Genomic DNA, 18848 nt, shown 5'->3' with positions numbered 1-18848 from the left:
TATGAAATATGATGTTAAAAGCCTGAAATTGGCTGAACAAGGTAAAAAAAGAATAGAGTGGGCAGACAATGATATGCCCGTCTTGAGAAATGTAAGAGCCAAATTTGCCAAAGGCAAACCATTCAAAGGACAGAAAATGTCCGCTTGTCTACACGTCACGGCTGAGACAGCCAATTTGGTCAGAGCTCTTAAAGCCGGTGGGGCAGATATACTCTTGGTTGCCTCCAATCCGCTTTCTACTCAGGATGATGTAGCGGCCGCTTTGGTAAAATATTACAAAATCCCAGTCATGGCTATACGTGGCGAAAATAGAGATACATATTATAAGCATCTTAATGCCGCTTTAGTCAGAAAGCCGGTTATTACTATGGATGATGGAGCTGACTTGATACATTTGCTTCACAGTAAATACAAAGATTGGGCTCCAAATATCATGGGTTCTATGGAAGAGACTACCACTGGAGTCATCAGACTAAAAGCTTTGGAGGCCGAAGGTAATCTGCAATTGCCTGTCATAGCGGTCAATGATGCTCAAACCAAAAACATGTTTGACAATCGTTATGGCACTGGCCAATCCACAGTAGATGGTATTATTAGAGCTACTGATATGCTACTAGCTGGCAAATATATTGTGACAGCCGGCTATGGCTGGTGTGGTCGTGGTTTTGCTATGAGGGCTCGTGGTATGGGTGCCAAAGTGATTGTCACTGAAGTAGATAAGATTAAAGCCTTGGAAGCTGCTATGGATGGTTTTGAAGTAATGCCCATGAAAGAAGCGGCCAAAATTGGTGATTTGTTTTGCACTTTGACCGGTGATTTGCATGTTGTCAGACCAGAACACTTCCGTCTGATGAAAGACGGAGCAATGGTTTGCAATTCTGGTCACTTTGATGTAGAGATTGATATCCAGGGGCTCAAAAAAATGGCCAGTTCTGTCAGAAAAAATGTCAGAAATTTTGTAGATGAATACAAGCTAGGCAAAAAAAGAATATATGTCTTAGCTGATGGCAGACTTATCAATTTGGCTGCCGCCGAGGGGCACCCAGCCAGTGTCATGGATATGAGCTTTGCTACGCAGGCACTAGCTAGTGAGCACGTGGTCAAAAATTATAAAAAAATGGAAAATAAAGTGTATTATGTTCCTCAGGAAATAGAACAACAGGTGGCTGATTTGAAATTAAAATCTATGAATATAAATATAGATAGTTTAACTCCTGAGCAGGAAGAATATCTTTCTTCTTGGAATTTAGGTACCTAAAATATGCACGATAGATACAACCCTGATTATATCCATCACCAAAATTCAAAAATTATTTTGGCTATCAGAGAAATAGTTTTTGGTATGGAGGATGGTATGGTTTCTACCCTAGGGGCTATTACTGGCATTGCAGTTGGTAGCCAGGACAAATTCACGGTTGTTTTGGCCGGTATGGTCATTATTGCAGTGGAATCAATTTCTATGGGTATTGGTTCATATATATCTAGCGGTTCAGAAAGAGATGTGATCAAAAGAAAACTTTATGAAGAAAAAAGTGAAATAGAAGATTTTCCTCATGAAGAAAAAAAAGAGCTAAAAGATATTTATATACGTGACGGTTGGCCAATAGATATAGCTGATAAGATGTCGGAAGTAGCCTCAAAAAACAAAAAACTCATGCTCAAAGAAATGGCCGCTCATGAATTAAACATATCTATATTGGATAAAAGTCATCCCTGGCGTAACGGCCTATTTATGTTTTTTGCCTACATAATAGGGGGTATTATTCCTTTGTTTGCTTATTTTCTACTACCAATAGATAAGGCAATCTATATATCAATTGGTGCTACTTTGGCTGGTTTATTTGTCTTGGGCGTAGCTACTACAAAATACACCAAGATAAATTGGCTAAAAGCTGGATTTAGAATAATGATATTAGGTGGGGTTGCTCTTTTGGTCGGTTATCTGGTCGGACATTTTGCTGATTTATTAATCAAATAAAAATATGGATATTTACAAATTTGTAGGAATACTAGGGCTAGTTATAATATCAACCGGTGTATTTTGGCAGAAAAAATATTTGGAAGATACTTTGTATATTATTGGCGGAGTAGCTCTTTTAGTGTATAGTTATAGTATCAGAGAGTGGATTTTCGTAGTTTTACAAATTGTATTTATCTTGTCAGCATTTTCTCATTTATTTAAATTAGTAAAATCTAAAAAAATTAATAATTAAAATATAAAAATATGGCTAAACATGACTCAGCCAAATACGCTTTTCTTTATTTATTATCACTGGTAGCGTTGGTATTTATGTCAATTTCTGTTGGCATAATAGTATTTCAAATTATCAATAAACAGATTGTAGACATTATAAAAGACTATGCAATTAGTTATAATGATGGGGCTATGAAATTTGCTATTTCAGCTATTATTGTTTCGGCACCTATCTACTATCTGACTTCTCGTCAGATTTTCAAGAATCTTTTTGCCGGTATATTAGATAAAGATGCCGGAGTGCGTAAATGGCTTACTTATTTTATACTGCTTGTCTCAGTAGTAGTAATGATTGGTTTTTTGATAGCCACCATAAATAGTTTCTTAGGTGGTGATTTGACTACAAAATTTATCCTAAAGACTTTGACAGCTTTGGCTATTTCAGGCACTGTATTTTCTTTTTATTTCTATGACATTAGGAGAGAAGAAGTACAAGGTCAAAAAAATAAAACTATTAGTATGTATGCCTGGGTTTCTTTGGCAGTAGTAGCCGCAGTATTTGTGCTGTCATGGTTTTTTGTAGATTCTCCAGTTGAAACTAGGAATAAAAAAATTGATAGAGAAGTAGTAAATAATTTATACGAAATTAATTCAGCGGTTATAAACTACTATACCTTAAATGAAAAAATGCCTGAGGACTTGGCTACTTTGATGAATACAGAAACTGGCTATAGGTTGAGTGAAAAGGCCTTGCAACAACCAGATGGCAAAAAATATTATGATTATGAGGTCACTGCTGATGATGAATACAAAATTTGTGCAGATTTTTTGACTTCCAATCTTGACGGCAATGATGCTATGTATTATCCATCCGGTGATTACAAACATGACAAGGGTTATCAATGTTTCAGCCAAAAAGTATCTTCAGCCAACGGAGAAAAAACCATACCAGCTCCAGTAATGATAAAATAAATGCAATACAGAAATTATCTAGATTCACCAGTCGGTGTTTTAGAAATTGTATCTGACAAACAAAATATTTTGGCTATAAATTTTGTCAAAAAAATTGGCCAAAATAGCGACAACACACTTGGAACCAAGTGTGTTGTTCAATTAAACCAGTATTTCAAAAGTAAAAGAAAAAAATTTGATTTACCTATTAAGCTAGCGGGCACTAATTGGCAAAATAAAGTTTGGCTTGCCTTGTCCAAAATACCTTATGGCAGTGTTATTTCTTATTCTGATCTGGCCAAAATGGTAGGCAATCCTCTGGCTAGCCGAGCAATAGGTCAAGCAGTCAATAAAAATAAAATACCTATTATTATACCTTGCCACAGAGTAGTGGGTGCTACTGGTAGGCTAGTTGGTTATGCTGGTGGCCTAAAAAATAAAAAATATTTGATTAGTTTGGAAAATAGTGTTAATTTTTAATTGTCCATCAACGTTCACTCAACGAAAGGATTAGAAATGTCACAAGTAGTTGAAACCGATGGTCATTGTGTGGTTTGCGGCGCTAAGATAGTAAAGGTCATAACAACAGAGTATGATCCCAGCACAGGGCCACGTATTTTTGGCCCAGGTGGCCGTAGGCAGTACAGGGATGTTTTTAAGGGTTTCCACTGCAGTGTGTGTGGCTTGAAATATGCTTTCGTGCCACCTAAAAAGGATGATGGGTCGTAGAATTTGACCCCAAATCTATTGAGAAGGCGTCTGGCAAATCATGATTTTGTCCGGCGCCTTTTTCTTTGACTAAAGCTAAAATTTAGCCTAAGATAAGAGCATGACAAGTCCGGTAGAGGAAATAAAAAATCGTTTGGATATAGTAGAGACAGTGTCTAGTTACATCAATCTACAGCAGGTAGGCGGCAATTTTAAGGCAGTCTGTCCTTTTCATAATGAAAAAACACCTAGCTTTATGGTGTCCAAAGAAAAACAAATTTGGCATTGTTTTGGTTGCGATAAGGGTGGCGATGTAATCAGCTTTGTCCAGGAGTATGAGGGTATAGATTTTAAAGAGGCGGTTAGGATACTAGCCGAACGAGCCAATGTAGCTTTGACTGGTTTTTCAAATATAGTTACAAAAGACAACAGTCGCATTTATCAGGTCAATCAAGCAGCGGCTGATTTTTATCACAATATTTTGGAGCAAGACGGCCAGGTGTCAGACAAAGTAAAGGATTATCTAGATAAAAGAAAAATAGACAAAGGTAGTATCTCAAAATGGAAATTAGGATTATCCGGCGAGCTTTGGGATGGCCTTTATAAATATTTGATTGAAAATGGCTACAGCGAAAAAGAAATGTTTGATGCCGGTCTGATAGTCAAAAAAAAAGATAATAGCGGTTATGTGGATCGTTTTAGAAAAAGACTGATGTTTCCTCTGTTTGATAGCCAAGGCCGAGTAGTAGCTTTTACATCACGTACCTTGGCCGGCATTGCCTATGATGAAATAGAACAAGGCGGCAAGTATATCAATAGTCCTCAGACCATAGTATATGACAAGAGCAGGCTACTCTATGGTTGGCATTTGGCTAAAGATACTATCCGAAACAAAAAATATCTGATTATTGTAGAAGGTAATATGGATGTTATTGCTTCTCATCAGACTAGTGCTAAAAATTGTGTAGCAGTGTCAGGTACGGCTCTTACTATAGACCATATCAAACTGATAAAAAGATATAGCAATAATATTATTTTAGCTTTTGATGGTGATGCGGCCGGCTCTCGGGCTTCTTTTAGAAGTATTGCCTTGTGTTGGCAGGAAGATATGAATGTAAAAATTTTGGTTTTACCAAAAGGCAAGGATCCGGCTGACATGGTAAAAGACTCCGATAATGCCTGGCTGAGCGCCATCAAAGAATCTATACCAGTAATGGATTATTATTTCAAGAGGATTTTTTCAGCTATTGATCTCAATCGCGCTGACCACAAAAAACTTGCTGTCAATAAACTTCTACCCATTATAAAATATCTAGGTAGTAATGTAGAACAAGCACATTATCTGAAGATTTTGTCTGATAAGTTACAATTACCTTTTGATATGCTTAAAAATGATTTAGATCAAGCCAAGTCATTTTTGGAGAAGACAGAAACTACTGTGGTCGCAGCCACACCCAAAAGAAAAGATCAAATTCTAATGCTTTCAGAAGAGCTTTTGGCCATTGCTTTTTATAAGAAAGAATATCTAGAAAAATTGATAGCTGATTTGGAGCCGGAGTTTATTGCTGAGAGTTTAAGGCCCCTTTACAAAAAAGTAATAATTTATTATACTAAGCATCAGAATTTAGGCAATTTTGCCAACTTCTCTGAAATTGAACAATTAGAAAAAGATGACTGGATAAAACTCTCACTTTGGGGAGAAAAAAACTATAATGAATCAGACCAGTCGGATTTGGCAAATGATTTTCAACAATTGCTTAATAGGGTCAAAAAATTATATTTGGAGTCTCAAAGAGCGGAATTGATAAACAATTTACGTCAGTCGGAATTGGTAAAAGATAAAGCCAAACAAGACGAAATATCGCATAAAATAAATTTAATTAATAGAGAAATAAATAATTTACAGAGCTAGCGCATGCCTGTCAAAAAAAAGACAACTAAAAAATCGGTCACTGCAAAAAAGGTGGCCAAAAAAAGCACTGCTTCAAAAAGGAGTGTCAACAAACCTAAAAAGGCTAGTAAAGCGGCTGTCAAAAAAACAGCGCTAAAAAAGAACAAGCCGGCAGCAAAAAAATCTGTCAGCAAAACAACTAAAAAATCAGTGGTCAAAAAGACTACTGTCAAAACAAAAGCAGTCAAAGCTAAAATAGATGAAGCGGCTATTGAGCTTTTGATAAAAAAAGCCCACTCTAGGAGTTTTATCACTGAAGATGAGATTCTGAGGGTCTTTTCTAATTTGGAAGATTATATTCCAAGACTGGAAGATCTTTTAGACAAATTGGAAGATATGGCAATTTCTGTCGTAGCGACCGAAGGTAATATTTTAAATGTAGATGAGAAGACTTCGGCAATTTTGTCCAAATCAGGAGTAGGTAGTGATGAAAAGCGAGGAGATTTGACTGACATTGCCTCCGATTCTATCCAGATGTATTTGCGTGAGATTGGCAAAGTGCCGCTCTTAAATTCGGAAGAAGAAATGGCTTTGGCCAAGCGTAAAGAAAAAGGTGATTTAGAAGCCAAGAAAAAATTGATAGAAGCCAATTTACGTTTGGTAGTTTCTATTGCCAAAAAATTTACCGGCAGATCTCTGACATTGTTGGACCTCATTCAAGAAGGTAATATTGGACTTTTTAGAGCAGTAGAAAAATTTGATTATCGCAAAGGTTATAAATTTTCTACTTATGCTACTTGGTGGATTCGTCAGGCTATCACTCGTGCCTTGGCTGATCAGAGTAGGACAATCCGTATTCCTGTACACATGGTAGAAACTATCAATCGTTTCAATCAGATTGAGCGTCGTTTGGTTCAAGAATTGGGTCGGGATCCCTTGCCAGAAGAGATTGCTTCTGAAATGGGCGAGGATATTGACAAGATAAGACAGATTATCAAAATTTCTCAAGAGACAGTATCTTTGGAAGCATCAGTTGGTGACGATGAAGAAGATAGTACCCTAGGTGATTTTATTGAAGATGAAAAAAATATTGGTCCAGATCGTGTGGCGGCTCTCAAGCTACTAGGCGATCATGTGCGCAAAGTAATCAGTGATCTTACTCCTCGTGAGCAAAAGATATTAGAAATGCGTTTTGGTCTGACCGATGGCGTGGCTCATACCTTGGAAGAGGTGGGTCAAGAGTTTGGCGTCACTCGTGAGCGTATTCGTCAGATTGAGGCCAAAGCTTTGGAACGCATCAAAAAACATGAGGATATGAGGAAATTGAGGGACTATTAAATTATATTTTTATGCTATTATAGATTTATGTTTATAACCCCGCACACTTCAGCTGCTATCTGGGTCAGTACCAAAGTAAGTGACCCATTTTTAGCGTTTATTTTTAGTCTATTATCGCATTTTATTTTGGATATGGTGCCTCACGGAGATGACAATTTGGCTGAAGATAAAAAAGGTAAAGAGAAATTTCTCTACCTTTTAAATGTTGCTTCTATAGACATGGTTGTTTCTTGTGCTTTGGTTTATTTTTATGTTATTAGCCATCAGGGCATCAACCATTGGGTTTTATTTTGGGCTGTCTTTGGAGCTTGGCTTCCTGATTTGGCCTGGATAGTTATTGAGAGTTTCCGTTTGACCAGTTTATATTGGTATATAGTATATCATGCCAAGCTTCACAATATATTTAGTTGGCAGTATTCTATCGTCTATGGTGTACCTTTTCAGATATTAGTCACCCTAACTTTGGTAAAAATTTCTTTTTAGATTATGGATTGTCAAAATAGATTGAACAATATAAAATCTTGGCATATTCTATTTATATTTTTGGGATTGAGCATACTATTTTATCACCAAGCGCTGATAAATTTTTTTGTTTCTGATGATTTTCATTGGTTGGTCATTGCCCGCGATTTTCATCCTTCTTGGCATATATTTTTGACCAATTATGAGGGTCAGACTTACGGTGGATCTTACAATCCTCTTTTGGTGTTTATATTCAAATTTTTTTATAGCCTATTTGATTTGCGATATTTTGGCTATCATTTGGTGAGCTTATTGCTACACGGTGTTAACTCTTGGTTGGTTTATTTGTTGGCCAAACATACTTTTTCTTGGACAAAAATAAAAGATAAAAAACCTTGGGCCATTTTGGTGGGACTTTTATTTTTGATTTGGCCTATACAGGTGGAGATAGTTTCTTGGGTAGCCGCCTGGCCACATCTTTGGATGACATTGTTTTATTTTTTGGCACTTTTGAAATATTTTGACTTTAGAAAAAATAGCAAAAAAATAAATTTGTTTTTGTCGTTTTTATTTTTTACCGTAGCTCTACTTATAAAAGAGACAGCTATTAGCTTGCCTTTTGTTATTATGATGTTAGAAATTTATTTTTATTCTATCAAAGAAAAAAATAAATCAATACCAGCTTATACGTATTTGACAGGGTATTTTGTTTTGTTGATTTCATTTTTGGTGGTTCGATACATAGCTATTGGGCTTTTATTTGGTTATTATGGTAGTCATAGTTTGAATTTGGCAGCAGGTGACTGGGCAGGCAACTTGGCCGTCTATTTGGGAGATATGGTCACTTTTGGTTTTATTAGGCCTTTGATGTACAAAGCAATTTATTATTATCTGGCGCCAATTGTTATTATTTTGTTTTCTTTTTTGGCTTTGTATTTTTTTGTATTACTTATAAAAAAACAGTGGCTCCAATTTGTTTTGTTTGCCGGATTTTTGTTTATGCTATCACCATTTTTAATAACTGGTCTCCACCACACTACTTTTGCTGGAGAAAGATACATGTATTTGTCGGCTAGTTTTTTCTTGATGATTTTGGTCTACTTGTTGGCAGTCTTAAAATTTTCACTAAGTATAAAAAAAATAATTTTAATTTTATTTTTGATATTGTCTAGCTCTATTATTTATTACAAAAGTATTATTTGGCAGGCAGCTGGAGATCTCAGTCGTCAGATAGTAGATAGTTACAAATACATACATTCCCCTCAGACAAATTTCTATCTGTCGGTTGGCTTGCCTGATAATCTATCGGGAGCAGAAGTATTCAGAAATAATCTTGGTCAAGCTCTTGAGATATATTACAAAGACAAGGCGCCAGAGATATTGCCGACTTATGCCTATGTGGTGGTCAACAAAGAAAATAAAAACAAACATCTTTTGAACTGGCGTCGTGACAATCTAGGCTGGTTTGCCGAAAGCGTAGATGGCTCTTTTGTAGTGACTGGTATTACTTCAATTGAAGTCAATGATGTGTATTGGGAGCTTTGGAATTATAACTATCAAAATTATATGGCCAATACAATACGTTTCATTCCCAACTCAGACATGAGAAAGCGTATTGAAAATAGTGAGGTGGGAATAATTACTGTTGATGAGGGTCGTTTGAGGCTGCTCAAATAGTTGTATTGACAATTTGTTTTAATTTAGATAAATTATTATAAGTTTTGCCCCCATAACATGTGGCAACAACATAGGAGGTATGTCTTGAGCACACGTTCGTCACGTCGTGAAAGGGTCTTTGGCTGCTGCCAGACACCCGGCCAGGCCAAATCCAAGGCCAGGAAGTTTCGTGCCAAACAGGAGAAGGAGGATCGTCTCAGGGCTGAGGCAGCTCGTCGGGGTATATCGGTACATCAAGTATCCGCGCTACTCTACGCCGAGTTCGCAGAAGCGGCCAAACTCAGACGCAAGCAGGCGGCTCAGGAGGCGCAGCTCATGGACAGGCGGGACTATCGCCGCAATTGGTGGTAGTTTGCCTCCAGCTTGAGAAGAAGCATAGGCGGCCGAGCTCATTGGGTCTGGCCGCTCTTTTATTTTTAAGGGTTGACTAAAATCCATTTATATTGTAAAATCATCCGTGTTATTCGTATTTTTGCCGAGGTGGCGGAATTGGTAGACGCGCTGGACTCAAAATCCAGTGGGGGCAACCCCGTGGAGGTTCGATTCCTCTCCTCGGTACCAAATTAATAGGCTATATAGATTGATAGTATAATAGGATAATTGATAAGAACAATTAAACTATTAATCAATTAGACAATTAAGCAATTATTTATAGGGCCCATAGTTCAGTTGGCTAGAACGCTTCCATGGCATGGAAGAGGTCAGGAGTTCAAGTCTCCTTGGGTCCACCAAACTTGTAAATTGTGCCATAACCCTCTATACTTTAGTATATAATTTTGCGGGGTGTGGCGCAGTTGGCTAGCGCGTGCGCATGGGGTGCGTAAGGTCGTGGGTTCAAGTCCCACCACTCCGACCACCAAAATTATATTTATTTCACGACGCGGGGTAGAGCAGTTGGCAGCTCGTCAGGCCCATAACCTGAAGGTCGCCGGTTCGAGTCCGGCCCCCGCTACCAAAATTTTATATCTATTCTTAGGCAGGGTAGCTCAGTTGGTTAGAGCGTAGGACTCATAAGCCTGAGGTCGGGAGTTCGATTCTCCCCCCTGCTACCAATTCAACTGAGCAAAACAAATGAAAAAATATTATTGTTATCTTGCCCGTTGCAGTGATGACACAATCTATACAGGCTATACTACAAATTTAAAAGATAGAGAGCTCAAACATAATAGTGGTCAAGGTGCTAAATATACAAAACAAAGAAGGCCTGTTAAAATAATTTACTGGGAGGAGTTTGCTTCGGTTGGCAAGGCTATGAAAAGAGAAGCGGAAATAAAGACTTGGAGCAAAACAGCCAAAGAAAATTTGATAAAAAATAGTTTATAATTTTTCCGGGATAGCTCTCCGCCAGCTGGCGGAGGCAGAGCAGTTTATAAAATTTAGAAAAGCGATATGTATACTGTCTATGCTATTTATAACAAAACAGTAAATAAATTTTATATTGGTCAAACAAAAAATCTATCAGAACGTTTGACTATACACAATAAAAAAATATTTTCTGGGTATACATCTAAATTTGATGGAAATTGGGAAATCATATATTCTGAAAAAATTAAAACAAGAAAAGAAGCCCTGACCAGAGAAAAACAACTAAAAAGTTATCGGGGTAGACAATTTATTAAAAAATTCATTCCGGGATAGCTCAGTGGTAGAGCAGTTGACTGTTAATCAATTGGTCGTGGGTTCGAATCCCCCTCCCGGAGCCATTAAAAAAATCAGTAGCCTTCTGGCTAATGATTTTTTTATTTATGCGACGTCCAGAGGCGCATAAGTGCGCCGTGGGACGGAGCCAGTATCTGAAGAATCGCCCTAAAGGCTATTTTTTGGTATAATTTTGATATGAATAAAATAGATAAAATTGCAATAGTAGCTTCTTGGCTGTTAATAATTTTTTTTATTTCAGCTAGCATCGTAGAAAGGCTTGATACTCATAATAAAGATCTGATGCCAAGCGAAATGGAAACGATAACTATAGTATGGACTATTATTTTTGTCTGTCTTAACATTATACTTAGATCCCATCCAAATAAAGAAAATTTTCAACGTTCAAAAAAAATAATTTTATCTATTATTCATAGGTCTATTGCTATTTTTATAGCAATCTTTAATTTACCTTTTACTGAAAAAGATATTACAGGTAAAACTGATATAGCAAGTTTGATAAAAAAATTTATTATTCGGATTATTATAATTATAATTCCATCAATTATTACTATTATATATATTTTATTTATTGCTAAGAATGGATAGTTGATTTAACTCAGTTTTTATTCTATACCAATCCATAGTTCTAAACTCATCCAAAGTGTGGAGTTGACTTTAAAATAGCACTAAAGGCTATTTTTTGTTTCTATATTTCTATATTGATTCTTCAAAAATAATCTGTGTGACTATAAAGAGTAAATAGATAATAATTAGTATTAATCCTTCGCCTCTCTTTAAGGATCGTCCGGTTCGGTAAAACAAAAAAAGCAAAGACAACAAAACAGCTATTCCAATAATAAGTAAATAATAAGAATTATCTATTTTTATACTAAAAGGTCGCATAATTGAAAAGACTCCTACCAACAAAATATTGGCCATACCAGAACCAAGTAGATTACTAAAAGACAGCTCTTTGGCATTGTTTCGCCAAGACCTAAAAGCAATGACTATTTCTGGAAAGTTGGTACCAATAGAAAAGATGATAATTCCAACAACAAATTTGCTAAGCGGCAAATAAGACAAAAGTCCTACTGTGAGATGGACTGTAAAATTAGCTACCAATAAAACCATGACTAGCCCTAATAAAAAAAGAAAAGTATGCTTTGTTATATCTTTTCTGTCTATTATATGGGGGATATTGATAGTATGTTTTTGGCGATAATATAAAATGAATAATATAACAAAATAAGAAATAGTTATTATCAAACCATCAATAGTGCCAAAAGTTCCGTCAAGACCAAATAAAATAGGCACAAACAAAAACAGTAAGATAATACCAAAAACCCGATAGTCATAATCAGAATCTATTTTTCGTTGCAAATAAATACTAATACCCAAGACCAATCCAAACAAAACCATCAAACCGCCAAATAAGTTGCCCAATGATACATTTGGTACGCCTTCAATAATAGTATTGATCCCAATAGCTAATTCAGGAAAAGAAGTGAAAAAGCCCATTGTCAGTCCTAAAAAGAAAACACCAATGCCCAATTTTTTGGCAATGATTTTAAGATGATAAATAGCCAAATCAGCTGATTTTCCTAAAATATAAAATAGGGCTAGAAGAGCCAAGATAGTAGTAATAATAGAATTCATAATGTTTTAAAGTTTTGAGATTTCTTTTAAATCCTTATCTGGTAAATATAGGACTGCTAATCCCAAAATAATACCGCCTAGAGATGTCCAAAAATGGTTGTCTCCAAAAAATGCCTTATCTATTCCATCTAAGACATACCAAATTCCACGCCAAATAAGGACTAGTCCTACAACAATAAGAAGATTGTTGGTCAAATAACTCAAGGTCAATTTGTGTTTTGCCATAATAAAAATTAATAATTCAGATTATATTTTATCATCTAGTAAAAAAATACACAATTATTAGGTTTTTTATTATAAATAATTATGTTATACTTTTTATATGAATAAAGAAAAATACACTATTAAAATAGTATTGTTTATTCTGCTAATACCTATGGGTATATTTATGTTTGTATTTGGAGGATACGATGATAGTCCGGGAGCGCAATTGATAGGATTTGTATTGGTCACTATCGCTATCATAGGTATAGTAAAGGCAAAAAATAAAAAATAAAATATGCCAAACAAAAAATATCAATTTTCATTGGTGTTTTTTGTTTATATTATTTTTCATTAGGGTAAACTACTATCATTGCTTTTCTGCTTGTTAGTATTTCCTTTTCCAGTGCAGCGCTACTAAATTCATTTACATCTATAGGACCATCATGGATAGCATCGTAAAAAAGAGTGGCATCATAGACATAATTGTGGCCTCTTTTAGTGCCGACATCATTGGTAATAAAATTTCCATCTTTTGTCAGACCTTTGACCACCACGGTGTGATAGATTGGGCCGGGTTGTTTATAAAACTGGTTGTTGAGCAAGCGGCCAGCTACTGGCACGATGACTGGTCGGCCGGATAAAATTTGTTCTTTTATATCTTCAAAAGAAAAATCATAAATAACATCTACCCGCTGGTAGCCAAAATACTCTTTTAATAGTGTAGCTGTTTCTTGGGCGGTGGTGTCTTCGTGGTAGCCAAATCTTTTATTTTCCCAATCCACCATTTGTAATATTTCCCTTTTGACTATTTTTGGGCTGAGTTTTTCGTTTCTATAAAAATAATCCACCAAAAGAGCAGAGGTTTCCTCGCAAGCTTCCAGATATGGTAAATCCCAATCTCCATATGGCGCCTGAGAAGAAAAAGGCACTGCTAGATTGATGCCAGCTGAGCCACTTAGATTATCAATTGAATTATAGGTTATTTCATCAGGTAGTGTGATTTTTTTTAATTCAAAAAATAAATCTTTTATGTAGACACGGAGATAAAAAACTAATACTAGAATTAGTATGAAGCCAAAAATGGCAGATGTTTTTTTGATAGTCATTACTAAAATTATAGCATATTTTTATGTTATTTATAATAACTGACTACTCGCTTTTAAGCTGTTTTTTTGCTATAATATAGTCAAATAAAATAATTAATTAAAAATTATGGATTCTCAACAAAATAGCAATCCGACACCTAAAAATCCTAAGCCAGAAATCAAAAGATCTATTAGTGTTTATTTGATTTTTGGCGTGGTGTTGTTGCTTTTGGCTATAGTAGCTATCTGGTATTTTGTTTTTAGTAAAATTCAAGTGCCAGACCAGCCGGTCAATACCAACCAAAATATCAACCAGATGGAAAATAAAGTATGGAGCTTTGGTTTGATTAAGACAGCCTTTGCCCAAGACACTTATAGTAATGCTCTAGTCAAAGCTATGATACCTTTTAGCAAAATTAGTTTTGCTCAGTTGCAAAATGGAGGAGACTTTCAAGGCGTTAGCTTTTCTGACAGCCAAAAAGCAGCTTTAGAAAATGATGGTTTTTTCTTGGCCGTAAATGACATTGTTGGTCAGACTCCAGCACTGAATGATTTTGTAGATATGTATGACAAGTTTGATGGTAGTAGTAATATGTATTTGCGTGAGCCAGATGATGCTATTTTTATTTCCAGTGACCTAGCTCTTCACTTATATCATATATTGATTGATAGAAGTTTTCAGAGTATAGAGCAAAACAAATTTCAACCAAGTTTGCAAGCTATGACCAAGGCTTTATTTATTGATTCAATTAGCCATTACAATCAGGAGACAAATCCGGAATTGAAAGATTCTTACAAAAGGTTGTCAGTTTATTATTTGATACCACTAGTAGTCTTGGATGCTGGTAGTAGCTCTTTTTCAGCCCAGTTGAAACCAGAAGACTTTGAGACCTTTACCCAATATCTAGAAGCAGTAGATAATCAGCAAGTAGCCAATAGTGAGCAGGATTTGGCCTTTTCGCTAAATAGTAGGCAGTATGCCGGTCAGAATTTGGACAATGAAATATATGACTTGGCTAATCAGGAATTAATCTTAATTCAAAATGCCAAAGGTCTAGCTCCCTCGCCATTGTTTAGTCCGCTTAGACCAGAATTTACCAATGACTATTCCCAATTTAAGCCGCGCTCACACTATACCAAAAATGATGTATTAAAAAGCTATTTCATAGCCATGATGTGGTATGGTCGTATGGGCTTTCCTTTGATGAGCGAGCCTTTGACCAGAGATGCCATACTTATCACTGGACAAATAAACAATCTCAAAGTAAGTGATCAAAGTCTGGCTAAGATGTGGTCAGACATGTCCGATGTGATTGATTTTTTTGTCGGGGATGTAGATGATTTGACGGCTTATCAATATACTGATGAAATCAAAAAAGTCTATGGAGCAAATGTATCTACTGCTCAGTTATTTGATCAGGCCAAGTTGGCAGAGTTTATCACTCAAGCCAAAAAAGATTTGCCTGCCCCACGCATAGTTTCAGAAGTATTGGATGTCAATGATGACGGCGGTCAAAGAGAAGAAATGCTAAACAATCTGAAACAATTTCGTTTTATGGGTCAGCGTTTTACTCCTGATGCCTATATTATCAATAATTTGACCCAAGGGGTTGGTGTTCCTGATCCAGAGACCGGCCAAATGTTGCCGACTATGCCGACAACTTTGATGCCTCTTAGAGTCTTGGCTCCAGACAATCAAGTAGTTAGTAGCTATCTCAATGATTGGATAAATGATCCGGTGCGCATCAAAGAGCAGAATAGAGAATCTGACAAAATAATAGCCAAAGTACTTGGTAGATTGGATATGGAATTTGCCGCTTATGATCAGGATATGTGGAGAAAAAATATTTATTGGCGTTGGTTGGATATTTTTTCTAGCTTGCTTGGTGCTTATGGTGAAGGCTATCCATATTTTATGCAGACGGGTAGCTGGCAAAAGAAAAATATAGGTACAACACTAGGCTCTTATACTGAGCTCAAGCACGATACTTTGCTTTATGCCAAACAGTCCTATGCCGAGCTCGGTGGTGGAGGTGACGTGCCAAAGGATGTGCCAGAAGTGGTCAAAGGTTATGTAGAAGCTGATCTGGAATTTTGGAACAAAATTGTAGATTTGGCTACAGTCACTATGAATGGTCTCAAAGATAGAGAGGTATTTCCAGAAGAGTATGAGTATAAATATCAGAGCTTTATAGACAGTGCCATTTTCTTCAGACAGCTGGCCGAAAAAGAATTGAGCAATCAAACTATCAGCGATGATGATTTTGAAAAACTGCGCACTATCAGTACTAGCTTGTCTAGAATTGTTGAGCCTTTGCCAGGTGGAGAATTGACCGACAAAGAAAAAAGAGCCGGCATAATAGCTGATATACATACTGATGCTGTCAATGAGCAGATTCTATATCAAGCAACCGGCAAACCATATATTGTCTATGTGGCAGTCAGTGATACAAATGGCACTAGATTGACTAGAGGAGTAGTCTATAGTCATTATGAATTTGCTGATACACTTGATGAGCGCTTGTCCGATGAAGACTGGCAAGACATAGCCTACAAATCAAATGGCACTATGCCACAACAGGACAAGTGGTCCAGCGAGCTTATAAAATAAATGCAAAAAGCAAGTCTCAGATTAATATTTTCTTTAGTTTTAATAAGCCTATCATTGATAGGCTTATTAACTTCTGTTTTTGCTTATTTCAAAAGCAATGATTTGGTACTGGCTCAACTACAAAATCAAAACAGCGACGAGTTGCTAGACAAAGAATTCCAATATTCTTTTCCTAGAGACAAAGATTTTTTTGAGATTGCTTACAAATTTGTCAAAATAAAACAGCCAGCTAGCACAGAGGCCGTAGTGGCTGGTATTATTCCTCATCATCTTTTGGCCGCTGATTTGATAGCCAACTTTTTTTACAATTTGGAAGGTCAGGACTTTGATACTGTCATTCTTATTGGACCCAATCATTTTTTGGCTGGAAATAGCGATATGATAAGTTCAGCCTATGACTGGCAGACGCCATACGGAGTGTTGGCCTATGATAGTCAGACAGCCAAGAGATTGACTCAGTCAAATGACATAGCAATTGATGAAGAGGCAATCAGAAATGAACACGCCATTTTTAGTGAAGTTTCTTTTATCAAAAAGACATTTCCTAAGGCCAAGTTTTTGCCTATTATCTTAAAGCCTACTGTGGATGCTCAATCAGCCAGTCAATTGGCGCAGTCTTTGTATGATTTGAGCCAAGACAAAAAAATATTAGTTTTAGCTAGTGTAGATTTTTCTCATTACCAGACTAGTCAAGAGGCTCAAAAAGACGACAAGCTGTCTATTGCCACCATAAATAATTTTGACTTTGATAATATCTACAATATAGCAGTTGATTCACCAGCTTCTATTTATACTATTTTAAAGTTTGCTCAGTTGTCAGGCAAGAGTTTTAATCTTTTGGACAATTCCAATTCCGCTATATTAGCAGACAAGCCAGATTTGGACAGTACGACCAGCTATGTGACGGGATTTTTTAGTAGCAATAAAATTATCAGCCAACGACCTATCAAAATGCTTTTTACAGGTGACCTGATGCTAGATAGGTATGTCAAAACCTTGATTGACCAAAAAGGCTTGGACTATATTTTTGGCAATTTGGTAGCTGATGATTTTTTTGTGGGCTATGATTTAGTAAGTGCCAATCTAGAAGGCGCAGTTACCAGTAGTGGCGCTCATTATGACCCTATCAAAAATTATGATTTTGCTTTTGCGCCCAATATAGTTTCCCAGCTAGACAAATATTTTACTTTTTTTAATCTGGCTAATAATCATTTGGCTGATCAGGGTCAAAAAGGCCTAGAAGAAACCAGAAACAATCTCAGCCAGTTGGATTTTGATTTTTCTGGTTGCCAAGATGGTCAAGTGGCGGACTGTTCAGCTACTGTTTTGTCAGTAGAGGGACGCAGTGTTGCTATGATTGGTTTGAGTACAGTTGGCTCCAAAATAGATATGACCAAAGCTAGCGAGCTAATCAAAGCACTCAAAGAGCAGGCAGAGCTGGTAGTGGTCAATGTTCACTGGGGCGAGGAATATCAGCTTGATTACAATAGTAGCCAACAAAAAATGGCTCATCAATTGATTGATGTAGGCTCTGATGTCATAATTGGGCATCATCCTCATGTAGTCCAAGGCGTGGAAATATACAAAGACAGACCTATTTTTTATTCCCTGGGAAATTTTGTCTTTGATCAATATTTTTCTGAGGATACTCAAAAAGAATTGGCCGTCGCTGTCACTTGGCAAGACAATCAGATAGACTACGAGCTTTATCATATCAAGTCAGTAAATGGTCAGTTACAATTAGTAGCGGACTAGAAATATAGGTCGGCCATTGCTTTTTATTGGCCAAACAGCTAGAATGGAACTATATATTAACTAATTAGAGTTCACCCCGTTAAATCTTGCTTGGCAGGATTCGCTGGGCGAATGTTTAACGGGCTAAAATTATGGGAAATTTTAACAGGGATAGAGGCGGTAGGTCAGGTGACAGGAGAGACAGAGGCGGCTTTGATCGCCGTGGTTCAGGTGGGGGATTCAATAGAGGCGGCGGAGGTTTTGACCGTCCAAGTATGCACAAAGCAATTTGTGATGCCTGTCACAAAGAGTGCGAAGTGCCATTCAAGCCTCGTGGCGACAAGCCTATTTACTGCAGTGATTGTTTTAGCAAACAAGGCGGCGGTGATAGAGGTGCTAGAGACAGAAGACCAAGCTTTGAAGACAGGGGAGCAAAAGTAGCTCAGGATTCCAAAGAAAAAGAAATCCTCAAAGCTATCAAGACTCTAAACTACAAAGTAGACCAATTGATGAAAGTATTGGTACCAGACGCTCCTACTACAGAAGTAGAAGCTGATGAGACACCGGTGGTAGTAGAAGTCAAAGCAACTAGCAAGAAAAAAGTCGTAGCCAAAAAAGCTCCGGCCAAGAAAAAAGCAGCTCCCAAGAAAAAAGCAGTTGCTAAAAAGAAATAGATAAATTAATAAAAAACTGACC

19 protein-coding genes and 6 tRNA genes are annotated in these 18848 nt (G+C 36.7%); 22 read left to right on the top strand and 3 right to left on the bottom strand.

Features of this window, described 5'->3' with window-relative positions:
- The first annotated feature begins 1 nt into the window (after position 1).
- From ahcY to KKH39_00215, 18 genes are all read left to right on the top strand, one after another.
- On the top strand, positions 2-1258 hold the full coding sequence (gene ahcY, locus KKH39_00300) for an adenosylhomocysteinase (GenBank protein ID MBU1202477.1): 1257 nt from the start codon (positions 2-4) through the stop codon (positions 1256-1258).
- Between the two features lie 3 nt (positions 1259-1261).
- The gene (locus tag KKH39_00295) at positions 1262-1978 is read left to right on the top strand and encodes a VIT1/CCC1 transporter family protein (GenBank protein MBU1202476.1); all 717 of its coding nucleotides are present in this window, start codon (positions 1262-1264) and stop codon (positions 1976-1978) included.
- A gap of 4 nt (positions 1979-1982) precedes the next feature.
- Positions 1983-2213 carry a hypothetical protein gene (locus tag KKH39_00290; GenBank protein MBU1202475.1) on the top strand — a complete coding sequence of 77 codons (231 nt, stop codon included), beginning with the start codon at positions 1983-1985 and terminating at the stop codon, positions 2211-2213.
- 11 nt (positions 2214-2224) lie between these two features.
- Positions 2225-3166, top strand: coding sequence for a hypothetical protein (locus KKH39_00285; protein ID MBU1202474.1), 942 nt, complete (start codon positions 2225-2227; stop codon positions 3164-3166).
- Positions 3167-3625, top strand: coding sequence for a methylated-DNA--[protein]-cysteine S-methyltransferase (locus KKH39_00280; GenBank protein ID MBU1202473.1), 459 nt, complete (start codon positions 3167-3169; stop codon positions 3623-3625).
- A 349-nt stretch (positions 3626-3974) separates the two neighbouring features.
- Positions 3975-5765 (top strand): DNA primase, encoded by a 1791-nt coding sequence (gene dnaG, locus KKH39_00275; GenBank protein ID MBU1202472.1) that lies wholly within the window; start codon positions 3975-3977, stop codon positions 5763-5765.
- A 3-nt stretch (positions 5766-5768) separates the two neighbouring features.
- Complete coding sequence (gene rpoD, locus KKH39_00270) at positions 5769-7082, top strand: RNA polymerase sigma factor RpoD (protein ID MBU1202471.1); 1314 nt, start codon at positions 5769-5771, stop codon at positions 7080-7082.
- Positions 7083-7109: 27 nt separating this feature from the next.
- Positions 7110-7565, top strand: coding sequence for a hypothetical protein (locus KKH39_00265; GenBank protein MBU1202470.1), 456 nt, complete (start codon positions 7110-7112; stop codon positions 7563-7565).
- 3 nt (positions 7566-7568) lie between these two features.
- On the top strand, positions 7569-9221 hold the full coding sequence (locus KKH39_00260) for a glucosyltransferase domain-containing protein (GenBank protein ID MBU1202469.1): 1653 nt from the start codon (positions 7569-7571) through the stop codon (positions 9219-9221).
- Positions 9222-9695: 474 nt separating this feature from the next.
- Positions 9696-9782 (top strand) — tRNA-Leu (locus tag KKH39_00255).
- A 93-nt stretch (positions 9783-9875) separates the two neighbouring features.
- Positions 9876-9952: transfer RNA gene (locus KKH39_00250), tRNA-Ala, on the top strand.
- Between the two features lie 48 nt (positions 9953-10000).
- Positions 10001-10077: transfer RNA gene (locus tag KKH39_00245), tRNA-Pro, on the top strand.
- 23 nt (positions 10078-10100) lie between these two features.
- Positions 10101-10176: transfer RNA gene (locus tag KKH39_00240), tRNA-Met, on the top strand.
- A 20-nt stretch (positions 10177-10196) separates the two neighbouring features.
- Positions 10197-10273: transfer RNA gene (locus KKH39_00235), tRNA-Met, on the top strand.
- Positions 10274-10292: 19 nt separating this feature from the next.
- Complete coding sequence (locus KKH39_00230) at positions 10293-10544, top strand: GIY-YIG nuclease family protein (GenBank protein MBU1202468.1); 252 nt, start codon at positions 10293-10295, stop codon at positions 10542-10544.
- A 66-nt stretch (positions 10545-10610) separates the two neighbouring features.
- Complete coding sequence (locus tag KKH39_00225) at positions 10611-10859, top strand: GIY-YIG nuclease family protein (GenBank protein MBU1202467.1); 249 nt, start codon at positions 10611-10613, stop codon at positions 10857-10859.
- Positions 10850-10924 (top strand) — tRNA-Asn (locus KKH39_00220). Before KKH39_00225 ends, KKH39_00220 begins: the two co-directional genes overlap by 10 nt.
- Before the next feature lie 133 nt (positions 10925-11057).
- Complete coding sequence (locus tag KKH39_00215; GenBank protein ID MBU1202466.1) at positions 11058-11468, top strand: hypothetical protein; 411 nt, start codon at positions 11058-11060, stop codon at positions 11466-11468.
- Positions 11469-11576: 108 nt separating this feature from the next.
- Here KKH39_00215 and KKH39_00210 read toward each other — a convergent pair whose 3' ends face one another.
- A complete protein-coding gene (locus KKH39_00210; GenBank protein MBU1202465.1) occupies positions 11577-12518 on the bottom strand; it encodes a hypothetical protein in 942 nt (313 codons plus the stop codon).
- A gap of 6 nt (positions 12519-12524) precedes the next feature.
- Complete coding sequence (locus KKH39_00205) at positions 12525-12743, bottom strand: hypothetical protein (protein ID MBU1202464.1); 219 nt, start codon at positions 12741-12743, stop codon at positions 12525-12527.
- A gap of 97 nt (positions 12744-12840) precedes the next feature.
- On the opposite strand from KKH39_00205, the gene KKH39_00200 reads away from it, so the two are divergent.
- On the top strand, positions 12841-13014 hold the full coding sequence (locus KKH39_00200; protein MBU1202463.1) for a hypothetical protein: 174 nt from the start codon (positions 12841-12843) through the stop codon (positions 13012-13014).
- A 49-nt stretch (positions 13015-13063) separates the two neighbouring features.
- Here the strand turns inward: KKH39_00200 and KKH39_00195 are convergent, their stop codons facing one another.
- The gene (locus KKH39_00195; protein MBU1202462.1) at positions 13064-13828 is read right to left on the bottom strand and encodes a C39 family peptidase; all 765 of its coding nucleotides are present in this window, start codon (positions 13826-13828) and stop codon (positions 13064-13066) included.
- A gap of 106 nt (positions 13829-13934) precedes the next feature.
- Here KKH39_00195 and KKH39_00190 point away from each other — a divergent pair, with 106 nt between their 5' ends.
- The 3 genes from KKH39_00190 to KKH39_00180 all read left to right on the top strand — a co-directional run bounded on the left by KKH39_00190 (position 13935) and on the right by KKH39_00180 (position 18826).
- Entirely contained in the window at positions 13935-16418 is a 2484-nt protein-coding gene (locus KKH39_00190) for a DUF3160 domain-containing protein (GenBank protein MBU1202461.1), read from the top strand.
- Positions 16419-18173, top strand: a complete 1755-nt coding sequence (amrB, locus tag KKH39_00185) for an AmmeMemoRadiSam system protein B (GenBank protein ID MBU1202460.1) — start codon at positions 16419-16421, stop codon at positions 18171-18173.
- Between the two features lie 131 nt (positions 18174-18304).
- Positions 18305-18826, top strand: coding sequence for a hypothetical protein (locus KKH39_00180; GenBank protein ID MBU1202459.1), 522 nt, complete (start codon positions 18305-18307; stop codon positions 18824-18826).
- Positions 18827-18848 lie beyond the last annotated feature (22 nt).

The sequence above is a fragment of the Patescibacteria group bacterium genome (genome assembly GCA_018819405.1).
Lineage (GTDB): Bacteria > Patescibacteriota > Patescibacteriia > UBA1558 > GWA2-36-10 > XYD1-37-29.
This window is presented reverse-complemented; position numbering and strand designations above follow the sequence as displayed.